The organism is Sorangium sp. So ce119 (assembly GCF_051524405.1).
GTDB lineage: Bacteria > Myxococcota_A > Polyangia > Polyangiales > Polyangiaceae > Sorangium > Sorangium cellulosum_G.
This window is the reverse complement of record NZ_CP150310.1, coordinates 4777330-4794807: the sequence shown is the minus strand read 5'-3', so window position 1 is coordinate 4794807 and position 17478 is coordinate 4777330. Positions and strand designations below refer to the sequence as shown.

The 17478-nt window shown below is 69.8% G+C and carries 19 protein-coding genes; 8 read left to right on the top strand and 11 right to left on the bottom strand.

From position 1 onward, the window contains the following. Positions 1–2: 2 nt before the first annotated feature. From WME76_RS18030 to WME76_RS18010, 5 genes are all read right to left on the bottom strand, one after another. On the bottom strand, positions 3–983 hold the full coding sequence (locus tag WME76_RS18030) for a type VI immunity family protein (protein WP_437961325.1): 981 nt from the start codon (positions 981–983) through the stop codon (positions 3–5). Continuing rightward, a complete protein-coding gene (locus WME76_RS18025) occupies positions 980–1744 on the bottom strand; it encodes a hypothetical protein (protein ID WP_437961324.1) in 765 nt (254 codons plus the stop codon). The genes WME76_RS18030 and WME76_RS18025 overlap by 4 nt, the downstream gene beginning before the upstream one ends. A 69-nt stretch (positions 1745–1813) precedes the next feature. Continuing rightward, positions 1814–2500 (bottom strand): hypothetical protein, encoded by a 687-nt coding sequence (locus WME76_RS18020; RefSeq protein WP_437961323.1) that lies wholly within the window; start codon positions 2498–2500, stop codon positions 1814–1816. Positions 2501–2503: 3 nt separating this feature from the next. Further along, positions 2504–2872 (bottom strand): DUF4150 domain-containing protein, encoded by a 369-nt coding sequence (locus WME76_RS18015; protein ID WP_437961322.1) that lies wholly within the window; start codon positions 2870–2872, stop codon positions 2504–2506. Positions 2873–2960: 88 nt separating this feature from the next. Continuing rightward, a complete protein-coding gene (locus tag WME76_RS18010) occupies positions 2961–3260 on the bottom strand; it encodes a hypothetical protein (RefSeq protein WP_437961321.1) in 300 nt (99 codons plus the stop codon). A gap of 53 nt (positions 3261–3313) precedes the next feature. Here WME76_RS18010 and WME76_RS18005 point away from each other — a divergent pair, with 53 nt between their 5' ends. Then, a complete protein-coding gene (locus WME76_RS18005) occupies positions 3314–3805 on the top strand; it encodes a hypothetical protein (protein ID WP_437961320.1) in 492 nt (163 codons plus the stop codon). Between the two features lie 1279 nt (positions 3806–5084). On the opposite strand, the gene WME76_RS18000 is transcribed toward WME76_RS18005, so the two are convergent. Then, a complete protein-coding gene (locus WME76_RS18000; RefSeq protein ID WP_437961319.1) occupies positions 5085–5366 on the bottom strand; it encodes a hypothetical protein in 282 nt (93 codons plus the stop codon). An 849-nt stretch (positions 5367–6215) separates the two neighbouring features. Further along, positions 6216–6560 carry a hypothetical protein gene (locus WME76_RS17995; protein ID WP_437961318.1) on the bottom strand — a complete coding sequence of 115 codons (345 nt, stop codon included), beginning with the start codon at positions 6558–6560 and terminating at the stop codon, positions 6216–6218. Positions 6561–6619: 59 nt separating this feature from the next. Between WME76_RS17995 and WME76_RS17990 the strand changes: the two genes are divergently transcribed. From WME76_RS17990 to mnhG, 7 genes are read left to right on the top strand one after another with little or no spacing between them, the layout of a single operon-like run. Continuing rightward, the gene (locus WME76_RS17990; protein WP_437961317.1) at positions 6620–8905 is read left to right on the top strand and encodes a putative monovalent cation/H+ antiporter subunit A; all 2286 of its coding nucleotides are present in this window, start codon (positions 6620–6622) and stop codon (positions 8903–8905) included. Positions 8906–8908: 3 nt separating this feature from the next. Further along, entirely contained in the window at positions 8909–9328 is a 420-nt protein-coding gene (locus WME76_RS17985) for a Na+/H+ antiporter subunit B (RefSeq protein WP_437961316.1), read from the top strand. Next, complete coding sequence (locus WME76_RS17980) at positions 9325–9672, top strand: Na+/H+ antiporter subunit C (protein WP_437961315.1); 348 nt, start codon at positions 9325–9327, stop codon at positions 9670–9672. The genes WME76_RS17985 and WME76_RS17980 overlap by 4 nt, the downstream gene beginning before the upstream one ends. Then, on the top strand, positions 9669–11186 hold the full coding sequence (locus WME76_RS17975; RefSeq protein WP_437961314.1) for a proton-conducting transporter transmembrane domain-containing protein: 1518 nt from the start codon (positions 9669–9671) through the stop codon (positions 11184–11186). The genes WME76_RS17980 and WME76_RS17975 overlap by 4 nt, the downstream gene beginning before the upstream one ends. Beyond that, positions 11183–11656 (top strand): Na+/H+ antiporter subunit E, encoded by a 474-nt coding sequence (locus tag WME76_RS17970; protein ID WP_437961313.1) that lies wholly within the window; start codon positions 11183–11185, stop codon positions 11654–11656. The genes WME76_RS17975 and WME76_RS17970 overlap by 4 nt, the downstream gene beginning before the upstream one ends. After that, positions 11653–11919, top strand: a complete 267-nt coding sequence (locus tag WME76_RS17965; protein WP_437961312.1) for a monovalent cation/H+ antiporter complex subunit F — start codon at positions 11653–11655, stop codon at positions 11917–11919. Before WME76_RS17970 ends, WME76_RS17965 begins: the two co-directional genes overlap by 4 nt. Continuing rightward, positions 11916–12536, top strand: a complete 621-nt coding sequence (mnhG, locus tag WME76_RS17960; RefSeq protein ID WP_437961311.1) for a monovalent cation/H(+) antiporter subunit G — start codon at positions 11916–11918, stop codon at positions 12534–12536. Before WME76_RS17965 ends, mnhG begins: the two co-directional genes overlap by 4 nt. A gap of 60 nt (positions 12537–12596) precedes the next feature. Here the strand turns inward: mnhG and WME76_RS17955 are convergent, their stop codons facing one another. From WME76_RS17955 to WME76_RS17940, 4 genes are all read right to left on the bottom strand, one after another. After that, positions 12597–13430 (bottom strand): hypothetical protein, encoded by an 834-nt coding sequence (locus tag WME76_RS17955; RefSeq protein WP_437961310.1) that lies wholly within the window; start codon positions 13428–13430, stop codon positions 12597–12599. Then, positions 13430–14380 (bottom strand): hypothetical protein, encoded by a 951-nt coding sequence (locus tag WME76_RS17950; protein ID WP_437961309.1) that lies wholly within the window; start codon positions 14378–14380, stop codon positions 13430–13432. The genes WME76_RS17955 and WME76_RS17950 overlap by 1 nt, the downstream gene beginning before the upstream one ends. Before the next feature lie 78 nt (positions 14381–14458). After that, positions 14459–16048, bottom strand: coding sequence for a serine/threonine protein kinase (locus WME76_RS17945; RefSeq protein WP_437961308.1), 1590 nt, complete (start codon positions 16046–16048; stop codon positions 14459–14461). A 410-nt stretch (positions 16049–16458) separates the two neighbouring features. Further along, the gene (locus WME76_RS17940; protein WP_437961307.1) at positions 16459–17268 is read right to left on the bottom strand and encodes a hypothetical protein; all 810 of its coding nucleotides are present in this window, start codon (positions 17266–17268) and stop codon (positions 16459–16461) included. Between the last annotated feature and the right edge of the window lie 210 nt (positions 17269–17478).

Below are 17478 nucleotides of genomic sequence, written 5' to 3'. Positions count from 1 at the left end.
CCTCACCCCACGCTGTACTCGAACCGCCTCAGCCACCTCGTGATCGACCGCTCGTCCCACGGCCCGAAGAAGACCATGTCCTGCCCATCGGACGCTCGGATCGGCCGCACCAGCGCGTCAGCCTCACGGTACGCCGCGGGCACGGCGAGGTAGTTGACGTCGCCGGCGAGCGGCGCGCTGCCGGCGCGGAGCAATGTGGCGGACCCGACCTGCGACACCTGCACGTGCGGCGTGCTCTCGACGGTGCGCCCCGCCGCTGCGAGCGCGCCGACCATCGCCGGGCCGAGGAAGGTCAGCCAGTTGACGGTGCGGATCCGGTCGAAGAACGTGTCCATCATGCCCACGTGGAAGCCGACGTCGTACCCCGTATAGCGGCGCGCATGGGCGTAGATGCGGTCGCCTGGCGCCTCGGTGTCGTACCGGAGCTCGGCCGCGTAGGTGAGGCCCGCCGTGGCCCAGCGGACGCGCAGCTCGCCGACGATCGCGCACACGTTGGCGAAGAAGACGTCGAGCGGGTGGTCGTCCGGCACCGTGAGCTCCAGCATCGCGTGGGCGGGGAGGTCGGGCGAGTCGTCGGGGACGTCACCGATCTCCGACCAGAACGCGTACGTGTACGGCGACGCTGCGTCGGGCGACGACGCTCCGACGCAGCTCACGTCGTACTCTGTGCGCCCGAACTTGGTGACGTTGTTGATGGCGCGCTGGAGCGCGGGATCGGGGTTGGCTCGCGCCTTCAGGTGGCTCGCGTACGAAGAGATGTAGTCGAGGTGCGAGCGCGTCGTGCGCTGCGGGGACGCGGCGCACGAGAGCCAGGTGAGCGACAGGCGATCACCGTACCAGGCCCACACACGGTCGTTGACGCGGTCGAGCCGCTCCTCGTCCTCGCCCGTGAGGAGCTCGAGGTGGATCTTGAGCCCGAGCGCGCAGAAGAGGACCGGGCTCCCCTCTGACTCGAGGAGCGGTCCGGCGCCGCCGGCGGTCACGCGCCGATCTCCGCGGCCGCGATCGGCGCGACCTCGTGATGGAACCTCGTCAGCATGTTGATCATCGCCGCGCGCGCGGGGCCCGACGCCCAGCGGAACTCGGGGTAATACGCGCGGAACTCCGTCTTCGACTGGCCGAAGCGCGGCAGCGTCTTCTGCGGGTTGAACGTGACATACCGCCCATGGTTGTCGGCGTAGCGGTGGACGACGTTGATCCACCCGATCGCGAGATCCTCGAGGCGCGCGCGCACGGGCGACGTGATGCGCGAGCCCATCTCGAGCCGCAGCGTCGCCTCGACGTCGTCCGCCCCGCGATCGCCGTCCCGCACGGGGAAGCCCGGCGCAGGCCACGCGTCCACGTAGGCCGTCGGATCGGTGAGCATGGCGCGCACCTGCCTGTCGGTGATCGAGAGCGGGCTCCCATCGAGCGGGACGGAGCCCCGGAAGGTGAGCGACGTGACGGGCTTGCCGGCTCCGCAGAGCGCGAGCTGGTCAACGCACGTCCGGAGGAACACCGGCGCGACCGCCGCGACCCGGACCACCCACGCGTAGCTCGATCCGGTCGGCGCCTCGTCGAGGGGGCCGCGGAGGAGCGCCGCGCTCCCCGCGGCAGGGTGGAACAGGCTGCCGCCCGCGGCGCCGCCGTTGATCGCGTCGAGCAAGGTCCTCATCATGAAGTGGGCGAGCTGCGTCTCCGGGACGCCTGCCACCGTGACGTCGACCGAGAGCTCCTGCGGCTCCGGGCTCGCACGGTAGGCCACGACCAGGCTGGTCGCGGGCGTGGTCAACGGCGCCCCCGGGACCGCGCGAGACGCCCGTGCGCTTGCGGATCACTTCGGGCAGTTCTTGTACGCCTTGCTCTTGCCGCACTTCTTGCCGTCACCATGAAAAGCCTTCTTGTGCTTGTTGAACTGGTGGTTGGCCTTCGCCTGGCCCTTGCGGAGCTTGTCGTGCGGGCCCTTGAGCTCGAGCGTCCGGTTCCCGACGATGCCGTCAGGGTAGGTGATCTTGCAACCGTTCTGGAAGATCTGGTGCCAAGCGGTCTGCGTGCCAGGCACACCGGTGGACGACGGAAGTCCCACGCCGAGGCTGCTCGGCACCAGACCTGTCGTCGAGCCGCTCAACAGGCCGCCGAGGCCCGTCGTCCCTGGGAGGAGCTGGGCCCCGGGGACCAACGCCGCGGCAGCGGCGTATGCGTTCGCCGCCACGGTGCAGGCGGTGCCGATGACGGGATTGGCCACGAAGTTGCTGGCGAGACCGCACACCGCGCCGCTGATGATCGGCACCTCCCGCGCTGTCGCGGCGGCGAGCGCCTGGCCTGCCTTGGTGTTCGGGGGCGGCAGGTTGTTCAGCGCATCGAAGAAGTACTCGTTGAACTTGCCGCGGTTCGGGAGCTTCGGGATCTGGCAATACACCTTGATGGCCTGGCGGAACGCCTGGCAGAAGAGGCGTTGCTTGCGATCGTCGGGCAGCGCGAGCCCCGCGTTGACGAGCGCGACGGGTACCTGCGTGGTCATGGCTCAGCTGTTCGAGTTGCCCATGTCGCCGGTGCGCGCGACCTCACCGCTCTCAGCGTAGACATTGTTGGACGCCATCGTGATGGCGCACATGCCCATGATCTTGTTGCTGACGACCCCCAGGGCGACGCCCGGCTGATCGCCGTTCGACACGGCGCTCTTGCCCTTCTTCGTCCACATGGGCGTCCCCATCACGAGCGTCTTGGTCGTGTAGCCGGGCCCCATCGTCGCCGACAGCGCGACGTTGGGATAGGGCATCGGCACCGGTCCGCCGGGCGTCGGCGTCTTGCACATGTCGATGGGACCGGAGGACACGGCCGTGTGGCCCGAGGAGACGCTCGCGACACACTTCTTCCCATTCACGAGAGGCATCGGCCACCTTCCCCGCTGCGGTGAATGCGCAGGGTATTCTAGCGCGAGCGAGCGTCGCTGCGGAAGGGCGATGCGGCGACGCCGCGGTTCACCCCGGGCCCTTCCCGGCGGCGAACCCCGCGTCATAGGCCTCCCCGAGCGACGTGTCGTTCTGGAGGAGCGCGGTCGCGATGCGCAGCATCCAGGTCGCCTCGATCTCCGTCCAGCGCGCCTCGTCCAGCCCTGCGCGCGCGAGCGTCGCGGCCCTGGGCTCCGCGCGCTGCGCGAGCCGCCCCGCCACGCGCGCGCACGCGGCGATATCGAAGCCGTGGACCGGCGTCCCCGGCACGGGCTCGGTCGGGTCGGGGCCGCCGGGGAAGCGTGGGATCGTGGGTGAGGTATCCGCCATGCTCCGAGGATACACGCCGCCAACTCGCGCCGCATTTGGCGTAGGATCTACCCATGAGCTCCGGGGACGACGACGCGAGCGCGGCGCAGCGGGGCCCTCCGCACGGGATCACGCTGACCGATCACGCGCGGATATCGGCCGAGATGGCCGAGGGCGACCGCCCCCTCGCGGCGATCCTCGATGCCCGCCGCCTGAGCGAGGCGGCGTGGAACGAGTCGACCGTGTATTGGATGGCACACCTCGGCGACGACGTGCGCGAGCACGGGCAGGCTGCAAGGATGCCGCACGTCTACTCCGACGCCTTCGGCGAGGCGCAGGATGCGCTGAAGCCCGTGTCCGCGATGGACGCGGCCTCCTACGCCAAGCTGGTCGTCGACATCCAGCTCGCCGGTGGCCCGGCGCAACCCCTCGCCGCGCGGGGGCTGTCCACGGCCGACTACTTGCGTCTGTCGCGCCACTGGGCACGGGTGCTCTCGTCCAATCCGGAGCAGTCGAAGATTTTCTTCGAAATGTACCAGGCTCTTCATTCGGCCCCATTGTCATGAGGGGCGGACGATGCTCGACGCCTGGACAATCATATTACTCTTCATCCTGCAATAGATTCTTGCCGGTTCACAAGGGCGAGATGCGCTTACGGTCTCCGCCTCGGCTGTAAACCGTTATGGGCGTACGTCCTGTGTGCCCACTGGGCATCTGTTCCGGCTTGCATTTGTCTTTCGAATTTTCCTTGGTTCCTGAGACGAAGACGAGGGGTTGTGGTCCTCAACCGCGTTTCCCGCCGCGCCGAGCTGCGCGGGGCAGGGGCTTGTTGGAATCGAGCGGATCGTTCTCGCGCGGGACTTGGACGCTGCCGATAATCACGTCGGGTGTGACCGCCGCGAGCCTGAGCGCCGAGCTCCCCGGCGCGCCGTCATCACGAGGCGGCACGCGCGCGGCGGAGGCTTTCGGGATCGTCGCGGGTGAAGTAGACGGCGCCACAGACCTCGAGGATCGACCTGGAGAAAGATCGATCGCGGCGGGCTGGAGCGGGCTCTCGGTGACGATGATGGTGCGGCGACCGTCGCGTCCGCGACGACCACCACACGCGGATGGTCGACGGCGCGCCTTGCTGCGTGGACGTGGATGCGCTCTGGCACAGCCCGGATGCGCTCCTCGATGGCCGCGCCGCCTCGTAGCGTCCGGCCGTCGTGAACAGGTGGATCTCGACGTAGCTCCGGCAGAACTGCGCGAGGGCGAGGCCGCCGCCCCCGTCAGGGCAGGAAGCGCGTGTCGTGCAGGTGAATGACGTCGTCCCGCATGGGGATGCCCTGGGCGCGTCCGAGCGTCACGTGCTCGACATGGCCCACGAGAGCACGGCCGGGTTGCGCCGAGCGGGTGGTCAGACGGGGCGGTCCGCCGGAGCACGGTGCCTTTGCTTGATAGTGATCGCCTGTGTCCATTCCGCGTCACTCATTGTTTCGCGGACCAATGCAATTTTCATTGCCCGTGTCAAGCGGCCCGGTGGCTGCTGCGAAACCAGTGCCATGGCATTCGCGAGGGCATGTGTACCGAGCTTCGAGGGGTCGAGCGCAGTCGGTTCGGAAGCCGGCAGGCTCTTGTGGCTCGGGCCTACAGGGACAGTGCTTACGAACCGGGGTGACGAGGGAAGATGTCCTGTTAACACAGGAGGGTGCCCTGGACGTGACGCGACGCGCCCAGCCTGCGCCGGTGCCGCTGTTGATCCCCCGCGACGTCGGGATGGTCACGAGCACGAAGTTGGAGGGGCTTTGAGCGCGAGAATTGAGGGACGCGCGGCGTCATGAGCCGAGCGCGGGCGGGGTCGCCTCAAAACGGGATGTCGTCGCCGGGCCGCTCGTCGCCGAGCGCCCGCGGAGGATCGGCAGGGACGAAGGCGCGGTAGTTGTCGAGCGCGGCGTGGAGCTCGCGGACGGCCTCGAAGATGCGGCGAGCGGCGCGCGGGCCCGGATTGCGGGGCGCGGGCTCCTCGGGGGGCGTGAGCAGATCGGGGTGCTGCGCGAGCAGGACCTGGATGAGGAAAAGCAGCGTCGCGTCGAGCAGCGCGAGGGGCTCGGGGATCGGCAGCGTGAGTTTTACAGTCTGTGGCATGAGCGCCTCCAGGTTCAGCGTTTGCGGTTCGCGGACTTGGGCTTCGGGGCCGCGCCAAAGACCTCGAGGAAGAGCTTCTCGTCGAGTGGGCGAAAGTGGCCCTCCGCTCGACCGCAGTCTCGGTGCGTGCGCTATCGCTGATCACATCAGCATGATAGCACGACGTCGCCGCGTGTCGTCGTGCTGTGTCGGTTCCTCGAGGTGTTCCAGGCTCGCCCTGGCGTCCGCTGCCGCGCCTGGAGCTGTGATCAGCGGGCTGCCCTCGCGATGAGCATCGCCATGAGCGAGCGCTCTGCGATGAGCGCGCCCATCGGTGGGGAGCTCGGCGGATGTGTCGCGGCAGGCGGCCCGCGGGCTTCCTCCCGCGGGCGCTTCACCTGCACGTCCTGGAATGCTCGAGGGGGAACTGCACGCCGGCAGGCTCGCCTGCGGGGCAGGAAGCAGGCGGGCGAGTCGCCGTCCTCAAGGCGGAGCGGTTCCTTGACCCGGCGCCCGGTACGTTTTCTGTTCAGTGAGCTTGTGTGTCAGCGCAAGAAGCTTGATAGAGACCCCCGCTCGGCGACGGCCAGAATCGCACCGTCTGGTTTCTTTGTTTGACAACGAGACGGTCGTCTGGCTGTCAACGTCGGTCGGAGAGCGTGAGGGCGGTCGGACCGAAGGTGCCAAGATCTGACAAGCCACTGTCGTTCGATGGTTGCAAGCGTCACCGCTTGGTAGCCCAGGCCAAGGCGGCGATCCGTGCGGCGCAGAGCCTCGCGTAGCCTTTGTAACAAGCCCATTGATTATGGCACATGGTCTGCCGATGACCGACTCTGCTCGCGAGTCTGTATATAACGGCTGTTGATGCGCCTACCGCTGTCGCGCGAGCAGCGACTCGAGGGGGTGCACCACCGGCGCGGGAGCGCCGAGGCCCGGACCACCGGTCGGCGATAACGCCAGCAGGAGGCAGGCGACGGTCGCGCCGGAATCCGGGGCGATGCCGACGTTCACGTTCGCGGTGGTACTGATGAAGCCAGCGCGCGAGCTGGTCAATGACCTGCGCCGGCCTCCCGCGAGGCGCACGTCGCTGGCGATGCGTCCGACATGGCTGAACGCCGGCGGGAAGCTCCCGACGGCGGCGCCGGTCGCGGGCTCGCTCTGCTCCGTCAGCAGGCCGAGCGGGCTCGCGCCGGCGCCGAGCTCGGTAGGCCGCACCCTCGAAAGCCCCTCGAAAGCCTCGGGCCCTCGCCGGCATCGAAGGGGGACCTGCCGCGATGCTGTGGGCCATCCTGAGCGTGTTCGTCGGAGCGCTGCTGGCGCCGGCCCTCCATCGCGGGCTCGGGCGCCGGGCCGGCTGGCTCTTCGCGGCGCTCCCGCTCGGCGTGCTCGCGTCCGCGATGCAGCTCGCCCCGAGGCTCGCCGAGGGGGAGGCCCATCGCGCCTCGCTGCCGTGGATCCCGTCGCTCGGCGTGGAGATCTCGGTGAGTCTGGACGGGCTCTCGCTCGTGTTCCTCGGCCTCATCTGCGGCATCGGGGCGCTGATCTTCGTGTACGCGAGCGAATACCTGCGCTCGCACCCGCGGCTCGGGCGGTTTTACGCCTATCTGCTCCTGTTCACGGCATCGATGGCCGGCCTCGTGGTCGCCGACGACGTCATTCTCCTCTTCGTGTGCTGGGAGCTCACGAGCGTGAGCTCGTATCTCCTCATCGGGTGGGACCACGAGCGGCCGGAGGCGCGCAAAGCCGCCTTGACGGCGCTCCTCGTGACGGGCGGCGGCGGGCTCGCCATGCTCGCGGGCCTCGTCCTCCTCGTCCTGGTCACCGGAGAGACGCAGATCTCCCGATTCTCGGGGGACGCCGTCCGCGATAGCCCGCTCTACCTGCCGATCCTGCTCCTCGTCCTCGCCGGAGCCTTCACGAAATCGGCGCAGGTGCCCTTTCATTTCTGGCTGCCTCGCGCAATGGAGGCGCCCACGCCGGTCAGCGCCTACCTGCATTCGGCCACGATGGTGAAGGCCGGCGTCTACCTGCTCGCGCGCCTGCATCCCGCGCTGGGCGCGACGCGCGAATGGTACCTCGTCGTGACGGGGTTCGGCGCCGCCACGATGGTGACGGGCGCGGTGCTCGCGGTCACGCAGAAGGATCTCAAGCGGATCCTCGCCTATTCGACCGTGAGCGTGCTCGGCATCCTCACGATGCTCCTCGGCATCGGGACCCGGGCGGCCGTCTCCGCGGCGGTGGTCTATCTGGTCGCGCATTCGCTGTACAAGGGCGCGCTCTTCATGGCCGCGGGGACCCTGGACCACGAGACCGGGACCCGCGACGTCACCCGCTTGAGGGGCCTCGCGCGGCGGATGCCGATCACCGCGACGGCGGCCGTGCTGGCCGCGATCTCGAGCGCGGGCGCGCCGCCCCTCCTCGGTTTCCTGTCGAAAGAGCTCTTCTACGAGGCCGTCCTCGCGCCGCCCTCGATGACGGCGGTCCTCGCCGGGGCCGCGGTCCTGTCGAGCGCCCTCCTCGTCGTGATGAGCCTGGTCGTCGCCCAGCGCCCCTTCTTCGGGGGTCCCCCGGCGGCGCCCACGCTCCCCCACGAAGCGCCGCTGTCCTTGTGGCTCGGGCCTGCCACGCTCGCGGCGGCGAGCCTCGTCCTCGGGGTGGCGCCGCGACTGCTCGGCGACCTCCCGGGCGCGGCGGCGACAGCGATCCTCGGCCGACCCACGCCGCTCGAAGTGCACCTGTGGCACGGCCTGACCCCCGTGCTCGGGCTCAGCGTCGCGACCCTCCTCGCCGGCCTCGGGCTCTTCCGCGCCCTCTCCGGCCGGGAAGGACGCCTCTTCGACGCCGCCACGCGCCTCGGGGCCTGGGGCCCCGCGCGCGTGTACGACGCTGCCTTCGAGGGGCTCCTCCGGTTCGCGGAGTGGCTGACCGGGCAGCTCCAGACGGGGCACCTGCGCCGCTATCTGCTGGTCACGGCCCTGACGACGGTCGTGCTCGTCGGGACACCTCTGCTCTGGAGCCTCCCTTTCACGATCCCGTCGCTCACCGTGGAGCTCCCGGAGCTCGTGCTCGCGGGCGTGATCCTCGCGTCCGCGGCCATGGCGACGCGCACGCAATCACGCCTCGCCGTCGTCGCCGCGCTCGGCGCGATCGGCATCTGCGTCATGCTCGTCTACGTGATCTTCAGCGCGCTCGATCTCGCGCTGACGCAGATCCTGGTCGAGGTGCTGACGGTCGTCATCTTCGTCCTCGTCCTCCACCACCTGCCGCGCTTCGTGTCCCGATCCCCCGCGCGCGTGTGGATCCCGGACGCGATCGTCTCCGTGATCTTCGGGGCGACGGTGGCCCTGTTGATCCTCATGTCGTCGACGCTCTCCCCGGCGCCGATCCTGAGCGAGTTCTTTGTTGAGAAGGTACACACCGAGGCCCACGGGCGGAACATCGTCAACGTGATCCTCGTGGATTTCCGGGCGATGGACACGCTGGGGGAGTCGACGGTGCTCTGCGCGGCCGGCGTCGGCGTCTATGCGCTGCTCGCGACGCGTACGCGGAAGGGAGCCTGAGCCATGCCTTCCTTGATCCTGCGCTCCGCCACGCCGGTCCTGATGGTGCTCCTGATCATCGTCTCGATCTACGCGCTCCTCCGCGGTCACCTCGAGCCCGGGGGCGGCTTCGTCGGCGGGCTCATCATCGCATCGGCGTTCACGCTCCACGTCCTCGCGTACGACGTCCCCTCGACGCGGCGGCTGCTCCGCGCCTCGCCCCAGGCGCTCATGGGGATCGGGCTCTCGACGATCCTGCTCTCGGGCGTCATCGGGCTCGCGGCCGGCGGATCCTTCCTGCAAGGCGTGTGGGCGACCGTCCCCGCGCCGGGGTTCGGCGACGTCGCGGTGGGGACGCCGGTGCTGTTCGACGTCGGCGTGTATGCCGCCGTGATGGGCATGGTGCTCATGATCATCCTCATGGCCGCGGAGATGGATTCATGACGGTCCTCCTCGCGATCGTCGTCGGCGGGCTCTATGCGTCGGGGCTGTTCCTCATGCTCCGGCGCAGCATCGTGAAGCTCGCCTTCGGCCTCGTGCTGCTCGGGCACGGGACGAACCTCCTCATCCTCACGGCGGGCGGCGTCGTCCGCGGCCGTCCCCCGCTGATTCCCAGGGAGGGAGGGGACTTCCAGGCACCGCCGGCCGATCCGGTGGCCCAGGCGCTGATCCTGACGGCGATCGTCATCAGCTTCGCGGTCGTCGCGTTCACCGTCGTCCTCCTGCATCGCGTCTATCGGACCATGGGCAGCGACGATATCGACTCTCTCGAATCGACCCGCCCATGAAGGTGCTCCTCGTCCTGCCCGTCCTCGTCCCCCTGACCACGGCGGCCCTCGCGCTCCTCTCCTTCCGGCGCGCGGGGAGACATCGCGCGCTCGGCCTCGCCGGGAGCGTCCTTCAGCTCGTCGTCGGTATCGCCTTGCTCCGCGCCGTGCACCGGGGAGGCATCCAATCGACCCAGCTCGGAGGCTGGCCCGCGCCGTACGGCATCACCTTCGTTGTCGACCTCTTCTCGGCGCTCATGGTCCTGCTCTCGGGCGTCATCGCGGTCGCCACGTCGATCTACTCCCTTTCGGACATCGACAGGGAACGGCGGGCGCACGGGTTCTACCCGCTCATGCACGTGCTCCTCATGGGGACGAACGGGGTCTTCGTCACCGGCGACCTCTTCAATCTGTACGTCTGGTTCGAGGTGACGCTGATCGCGTCCTTCGTGCTCCTGGTGCTCGGCAACGAGCGGCCGCAGATGCAGGGCGCGATCAAGTACGTCGCGATGAACCTGATCGCGAGCGCCCTCTTCCTCACCGGGCTCGGCATCCTTTACGGATCCGTGCACGCCCTCAACATGGCCGACCTCTCGCTCAAGCTGCCGAGCCTCGCGCCGTCCATCCGGATCACCCTCGCGATGATCTTCCTCGTCGCCTTCGGCATCAAGGCCGCTGTCTTCCCCCTCTTCTTCTGGCTGCCGGACTCGTATCACACGCCTCCGGTGACCGTCGCCGCGCTGTTCGCGGGGCTCTTGACGAAGGTGGGCGTCTACGCGCTCGTGCGCGTCTTCACCCTCGTCTTCGTGGGCGACGGGGGAGCCGCCCACGCGCTCCTCCTCGGGATCGCGGCCTTCACCATGGCCGTCGGCGTGCTCGGCGCGGTGTCGCACCGGGAGGTCCGGCGGATCCTCGCGTTTCATAGCGTCAGCCAGGTCGGCTACATGGTCATGGGCCTCGGCCTGTTCACGTTGTCGTCCCTCTCGGGGGCGATCTTCTTCGTCTTGCACCACGCGATCATCAAATCGAACCTCTTCCTGATCAGCGGGATCATGCAATCCGACGGGAAAGACCTCCGCCTCGACCTTCAGGGCGGGCTCCTCGCGCGGAGCCCCGGGCTCTCCGCCTGCTTCCTCGTCACGGCCCTCTCCCTCGCCGGCATGCCGCCTTTGTCGGGGTTCTGGGGCAAGCTCATCCTGGTGCGGTCAGGGCTCGAGGTCGGCTCCCGAGGGGCCACGGCCGTCGTCGCCACGAGCCTCGCTGTCGGCCTCGTCACCCTCATCTCGATGACGAAGATATGGAACGAGGCCTTCTGGAAGCCCGCGCCCGCGCCCGTCGACGCCGACCTCGCCATGCGCGAGCGCGGGACGCGGCCTCGCGCGCTCCTGTACGCGCCGGTCGTGCTCTTGACGGCGCTCGGCTTCACGCTCGGGATGGCGCCGGAGCCGCTCCTCGGCGTCGTCCGGCGGGCCGCCGCGCAGCTCGCCGATCCGACCGACTACGTGCGCGCCGTGCTGGGGGAGGGGCGCCGATGAGAGCCTTCGTCCTCAATCTGTTCCTGGCGATCGTCTGGGTGACCCTGACCGGCCGCGCCACCGTGGGAGGCCTCGTTTTCGGCTTCCTCCTCGGGTACCTCTTGCTCCTCGGGCTCCGGCGCCTGATCGGCCCCACGACCTATTTCGAGAAGCTGCCAGGGTTGCTGTCGTTCATGCTCTTCTATGCGAAAGAGATGGTGCGGGCGAACCTCAGGGTCGCCCGCGACGTCCTCTCGATCAGGCGAAAGAGCCGCCCCGGCATCGTCGCGGTCCCCCTGGATCTGACGACCGATCTCGAGATCACGGTGCTGACGATCCTCCTCGCCCTGACGCCCGGCACCTTTGGCCTCGACGTCTCGAGCGACCGCACGGTCCTCTTCATCCATGCGATGTTCGTGGACAGCGCCGACGCGCTGCGCGCGACCGTCAAGAACGACCTCGAGCGCCGCGTGAAGGAGCTCTTCCGATGACCCCGCTCCTGCTCGTCGCGAGCGCCGTCGTCACGGTGGCGTTCGTCGTCGCGTTCATCCGCCTCCTGCTCGGTCCGAGCCTCCCCGACCGCGTGGTCGCCATGGACCTCATGGCGACGGTCGGCAGCGGGGGCATCGCCCTCTACGCGATGGTGACCGACCATGGCGTCCTCCTCGATGCGGTGATGGTGCTGTCGCTCATCTTTTTCCTCGGCACCATCGCGTTCGCGCACTACCTCGAGCGACAGGGGGAGACGCCGTGATCCTCGATGTCGTCGAGGGCGCGCTCCTCGTCATCGGGTGCGTCTTCGTGCTGATCGCGGCCGTGGGCATCCTGCGCATGCCGGACCTGTTCACGCGCCTCCAGGTGACGTCGAAGGCCTCCGTGTTCGGGATGACGTGCATCATCTCGGCGTCCGCACTGCATTTCGGCGACCCGGCCGTCACCACCCGGGCCATCGTCATCATCGCGTTCGTGGTGCTGACGATGCCCGTGGCCACGCACTTGCTCGCTCGCGCCGGTTACACGACCAACACACCCCTCTCGCCCGAGACCGTGGTGAACGAGCTCGCGGGGCACTACGATCCGACGACGCACACCCTCGCCGGCGCGCAGCCGAGGACCCGCACGTTCGAGCTCGGGCGCCTGGCCGCCGTCGTCGGCAAGCGTATCGCCGAGCTCGGCTTGCCTGCCGGCGTGCTCATTCGCGCCATTCACCGGGAGGGCGGGACCGTCGTGCCCCGGGGCCAGACGATCCTCGAGGTCGGCGACAGGCTCGACGTGCTCGCGGAGCCGGCAGAGCTCGTCCACGTGCAAGAGATCTTCCAGGCCCAGGTCGCAACGACAGCGACGGACGAGCGGGACGGCAATCCATCTTAGACAGCTAGACAGCGCTGCCGAGCGCATGCGGGGAGGAGCAGCGCAGGGCGATGGAAGCGGTCATCTGTAGAACGCGACGTCGTCGATCCAGAAGTCGAACGCCTGGCCCGCGCCGAAGCTGAACTGGATGACCCGGATCCTGTCCTGCGCGAACGACTCGAAGACGCCGTATCCGGTCTGGACGAGACACCCGACAGGAACCTTGAAGTGCTTCCAGTCGGACGTCAGGCTGACGCTCGTGTGGAAATGGTCGTAGCAGGGCACCTGCCCCGCCATGTCACCGCAGATCCCACCGCCCTTGTCGGTCTGCTGATCGACGAACGTCACGAACATTTCCGTGGACGAGTCGTCCTCGGCGCGGGCCCAGAAGGTGATGCCACGGTACCCGGTGGCGTCGTAATAGGAGGTGCTCAGCTCGAAGCCGACGCCGGCGCCCCAGCTGGTGAAAAGCGCGTTGGCGCTCGTGTGCACGGCCCTCTCGCTGTCGCCGCGCACAGGCATCATCGCCGCGACGAGCTCGGCCGCGTCGGAAGGTTCCTGCGCTCCGCCCTCGGATCCGTCGCCGTACTTGAACCAGGCCCCCTGCCGCGGGGTTGCGCCGTCACCCTTGAGAATGCCGATGTTTCCATCCTCCATGTCGTCGATCATCGACAGCTCCAGGGTCTCGTCCGGAGATACCTCGTGGAGGGAACAGTCAGCCTGAGCGCCGCCGGCGCCAGCGCTCCCGCTGCCGGTCTTCGTCGTCGCCGGGGCGTCCTCTCGCACGGGCGCCTCGATCCCGAGGATGGCGTTGCATCCGGGCCATACCGCGGCAGCGCAGAGCGCGCCGGCTCCCGCCGCGAAGGGCAGGCGCGCCAGGGCTCCGCCGCCCGTCCTGCGCCGGCGATGTCGCATCAGAAGCTCCCTCGCAGGGCGATCCCGTGCGGTCCCAGCGCGACGTGCGCGCCCGTGCGCTCCGGCTTCGGCGCGGTCAGGAACAGCGCGACGCCGCCCGCGAGCGCGGCGCCGCCGGCGAGGAGCAGCACCGTGCTCACGTCGCCTGCCGCGACGGCCTGCTCGCGCGCCACGTACCCGACGTCATCGCAGAGGTTGCCATCGTGGCAATGGCCAGCCTCGTTGCTCTCGTTCAGCTTGAGCGCCGCGCGAACCCCGAAGAACACGCCGACGCCGGCCCCGATCAGCCCCGCTCCGCCGACCACGAGCCCCGCGGCGCGCTGGGCGCCTCCCGTCGCGGGGCGCGGTCTCGCCGGCTCGTCGCGCCCGTCGGGCTCCAGGGCGGGGATCGCCACCGACACCGTCTCGCCGTCTGCGGTGACGACGGCGGACCGCCTCCAGGGCTTGCGGTTCCTCGCCGTCGCCACGATCTCGTGCTCTCCCGTGTCCACCGGCAGCGACGCGCCCCACTGCGGCTCCCCGAGCGGCACGCCGTCGCGCCTGATCTCGAGCCCTCGGTAGGCCCGCACGGCCTCCGGGACGTCGACCGTCAGCGTCGCGAGCCTGGGCTTGAGCGCCGCGGCCGACGCGCCCGCGCGCGCCGATCGCTCCGCCTGCCCGGCCTTGGCCGCCAGGGCCTCGACGATCGTGTACTGCGCCCAGGCGCTCGCGAGCTTTCCCCACGCCTCGTAGCACTGGGCCAGCGTCAGCTTGGCGCCCAGCCCGTCCGGCACGAGCCGCGTGACCTCCTCCAGCTTGCCGCACGCGCTCGCGAAGCGCCCGGCCTCCAGCTCCGCGGTGGCCTGATCGTAAAGCGCCTGGGCGGTCACGGCAGCGTGCCTGTCGACCTCCTGGGCCTGCGCCGGGCCGGTCGCGCTCAGGGCCGCGGCAAGTGCGATTGGGGCGAGCACGTGCGCGCCTCGATCCGCTGAGAACATCGGTGCTTCACTCCTCCCGTGGGTCCCGCTCGGCTGCCGCGCGGCACGCGCTCAGTAGATTCCCTCGTACTTCCTGGGCGGCACCACCGGCGCCGCGGTCGTCGGCGCCACCGGCGCCGCGGTCGTGGGCGCCACCGGCGCCGCGGTCGTGGCGGCGGCCGCGCCCGCCGCGCTCATGATGGGCCTCGGGGCCTGCGCCGGGCCCGGGGGGCGCACCGGCGCTCTCCGCCGCAGCGGCGCGCTGGAGGAGCGCGCCGGCGCGGCCGGCGTCGAGGGCGCGGAGGCGCTCGGAGGCGGCGCCGGCTCCGGGGGAGGCGGCGCCGGCGCCGGGGATCGATCGACGGCGCTGGGCACCTCGGTGTCCGCCGTGGCCGGGGCAGGCAGCTCGTATCCGGCCGCAGGCACCCCAGGAGCGGGGATCTCCTGCGCCGCGATCACCGATGCTGCCGGAGCGGACCGAGGCCGCTGTGACAGGGTGAGCCAGCCGATCCCGATGGCGAGCGCGGCAAGCGCCGCCCCCGTGATCGACGCCCTCCGGTGGAACCTGCGCAGCCTGCTCCCCCGCCAGTCGCCCGTGCGCTCGGTCGGCGCCGCGCGTTCGATGGATTCCGAGAGGGACTGCGCCATCTCGTCGCCCGAGCCCGGCGCCGGCGCTTCCGCCGTGGGCTGCGTTGGGCGCGCGGGGGTCAGGTCCAGCGCGGCCTGAGTCTCCGCCAGCCCCGACGCCGCGTCGGCGCGCGGTCTGCTGGCCGCAGGCGTCGCGGGATCCGGCCCGTCGGCAGACGTGAGCACGCGCAGCGCGGCGGCCAGGTCCTCGATCGCCTGAAACCGGTGCTCCGGCCGCTTTTGCAGGCACAGCGCCACCACCGTGTCGAGCTCGTCAGGGAGCCCCGGTCGCTGCTGGCTCGGCAGGATCGGCTCGTCTTGCAGCACGAGCGCCACCACCTCGGTCAGCGTCTCTGCGGAAAAGGGCATCATCCCCGTCACCAGGTGGTGCAGGACCACGCCCATCGACCAGACGTCGCTCCGCGTGTCCACGCGCTTGGCGCGCCTCATCTGCTCCGGCGCCATGTAGAAAGGGGAGCCGAGCAGGACGAGGGTGTTGGTCAGATCCGCGGCGTCGGGCTTGATCCGCTTGGAGATGCCGAAGTCGAGCACCTTGACGAACGGCGCCCCGTTCTGCCGGCGCGTGAGGAACAGGTTGGCCGGCTTGAGGTCGCGGTGCACGAGCCCCTGGGCGTGCGCCTCGGCCAGCGCGTCGCAGACCTGCAGGACGTAATCCACCGCCTCGCGAACGGGCAGCGGACCGCGCTCGAAGACGATCTGCTGCAGGTCGCTCCCGACGAGGTGCTCCATCACCATGTAGGGGGCGCCGGTCTCCAGCCTGCCGACGTCGTGGACGCGGACGATGTGCTCGCCCTTCAGCTGCACCGCGGCGCGCGCCTCGCGCAGGAACAGCTCCGTGGCCTGGGCATCGGCGGGCGCCCGGGGCAAGAGGAGCTTGATGGCGAAGAGCTCGCCGAGCTCACGGTGGCGCGCCGCCACGACCATCCCCATCCCGCCACGGCCGAGTACGCGCTCCACCGTGTACTTGCCGAGCAGGACATCTCCGACATGTACCGGTGTATCGAGCTCCTTCACGGCGTCTCGCCCCAGGCTGATGAGCACAGCGCGGCCACCGTCAGGAGGGCGCAGCGATCATGGGCGATCGTAGCCGCTGTCGCGCAGCTCCGTCAACGCCAGTGCTCCTTCATTCACACTTCCCACCATGGAGAGCGATAATCCGTCGCACTGGAAATATGCCACTTTCCGGCTCATTGCTGTAGCATTCTGCTCCCGTTGTCGTGAGTGCGTGCCGGTGACGATCGGCTGACGCACCGATGCTGGCGACGCTGTGGGCGGGGGTGGGCCGCGGAATCCCTCGGTGCGCGGCGCCTCCGGCAGGGATACCGCTCTCCGGCGGCGCGCCGCTCATCCGCCAGCCCGCGCGCGCCGCGGCGCGCGTGCGCACGCGCCGCATGAGCCGCGCGGAGCGGCGGAGCCGCGGGCTCTCAGAAGTGGACCATACCCGCGCACTCGGCGGCGGATCCGTGCGGATCGCCCAGCGTCGGCGACTGGCACGCGACCGGGCAACTCATCAACTGGCACGCATTCGAGCCGCAGCTCCCCGAGCTGCAGGCCTTGTCGTCCTGGCACCACTCGCCCAGGGGAAGCTGTGCCGCGCAGACGCCGTCGTACGTGCAGAAAGATCCAGGGGTGCAGCCCCAGGTACAGGCTTCGCCGAGGGTGGGAATGGGAACGCAGGTGTCGCTGTCGCAATCGAGCCCGCGATCACAGACAACGCCCTGGAGGCAGGCGGCGCCTTGCCCCGGGGCGCGCACGCACACGCCCCCGACGCACGCGAGGCCATCCTCCATGAAGCAGTCGCCCCAGGTCGCCAGGCTCATCACGTCGTAAGGCGGCTCTTCCGGAAGATGGCCGCACTCCGTCTCTGACTTGCAGGTGCGGACGCAGCTTTCGCCCTCCGCGGCGCGGCGAACGGCCTTGCAGACGTCGAGGCAATAGGTCCGGCTTCCCGCGATCGGCGCGCACTCATCGCTGCGATCACAGGCCTCGCCGGCAGCGAGCGTGCCCACGTAGATACGGTCGCACGGCTCGCTCTCGATGCCGGAGCACGTCGGGAGCGCCGTGCGAATGCTCGTCAAACACTGCTCCGCCGCCGCCGGATCGAAGCGCACATCGTCGCTCACGGGGACGCGCCTGGCGATCAGATCCCGCGCGTTCGCCTCGCAGCTCGCCCGGTCGAACGTGCGGCTCAGGCCCGTGCAGCACGAGCCCAGCCCGCCGCAGAACGCCTCCACGACCTGGTCCGCGAACGCCTCCTCTGGCGCGCTCTGGCCGGGTGGCGGCGCTGGTCCGTTCTCGGGCGCCGCTGGTCCACACGCGATTGCGGTCGCGCCTGCGAGCCACCACCCCGCGGCGGCCATTCGCGCTCGTGCTGCCCGGATCCGGCCGTTTGAATGCATCTCTGCTTTCGTTGTCGCCTCTGCCTCGCCATCCACCCTGTGCGT